1 pseudogene is annotated in these 1059 nt (G+C 62.2%); it reads right to left on the bottom strand.

What is annotated here, in order from left to right:
* Positions 1-932 (bottom strand): annotated as a pseudogene (locus tag BANT918_RS17130) (IS3 family transposase); the annotation flags it as partial.
* Positions 933-1059: the final 127 nt, after the last annotated feature.

The raw sequence follows: 1059 nt of genomic DNA, 5'->3' as shown, positions 1-1059 counted from the left end.
GCCGTGGATGCCGAAGATCTCCTTCATCATCTCCATCGCCAGGACCCCTGATTCGGTGGCGTGCACGTGCGCGCCGACGATGAACCTCGAATGGATGTCCACCATCAGGTAACAATCGAAGTACTTGCCCTTCACCGGGCCAGCCAGCTTCGTAATATCCCAGCTGAGCACCTGACCAGGTGCGGTAGCGACCAGCTCCGGGATGGCCCGGGCCGGGTGCTTGGCCAGCCGGCGGCGCTCCTTGACCTGCTCGTTCTCCTGCAGGACCCGGTAGAACGTGGAGACCGAGCCCAGGTAGATGCCCTCATCGAGTAGCTTCGCGTAGACCTGCAGGGGCGCCAGGTCCACGAACTCCGGGGAGTTCAGTGCCGCCAGGATCTCGGCCCGCTCCGCGGCACACAGCTTGTTTGGCGGCACCACCGGCTCGTGGTCCACCGGGGCGGCAGGTTGACGGTAGATCGTGGTGCGTGAGAGGCCGAGCAGGGCCGCGGCCTGCCGCGTCGGAACAGCCGCCTCCACCAAATGCCGGTAGGCGCTGGTCATTTCTTTCTGGACTTCGGCTCGTCCGGTGATTCCTTGATGGCGTTCTCGAAGAACGCCGAGAGTTTTTCCATGATTCCCAAGGCAGCCTCGGTTCGTTCCAACCGGCCCTCACTCACCTCCAGCTGGCGGCGCAAACGCGCGATCTCGACCTGTTCTGCAGAGAGCTTGCCAATGGTTTCCCCGGGCTTCTTTCCGGTGAGAGCACCGGCATCACGAAGCTTTCGCCATTCAGCGATCTGCGAGGAATACAAACCCTGTTCCCGCAGAAAAGCACCGCCCTCCTTGCCGGTGCAGGCGTCCTCGTACTGGGTCAACAACTCAAGCTTCTGCGCGGGAGTGAACGACCTTCGACGGGACGGTCCACCGGCACGCGGTCCGGAACTACTCATGGACCCATTTTGGCCTACTTCGGCCACAACGAGACTCGACATATTGATTGGCTTCCTGGTTCTCGCCCTACGTGGTCGGACTGATTTGCTCTGTCACCGTGGTCCCGCTCCAGCCTGACACGTAGGG

This window comes from Brevibacterium antiquum CNRZ 918, assembly GCF_900169145.1.
GTDB lineage: Bacteria > Actinomycetota > Actinomycetes > Actinomycetales > Brevibacteriaceae > Brevibacterium > Brevibacterium koreense.
This window is presented reverse-complemented; position numbering and strand designations above follow the sequence as displayed.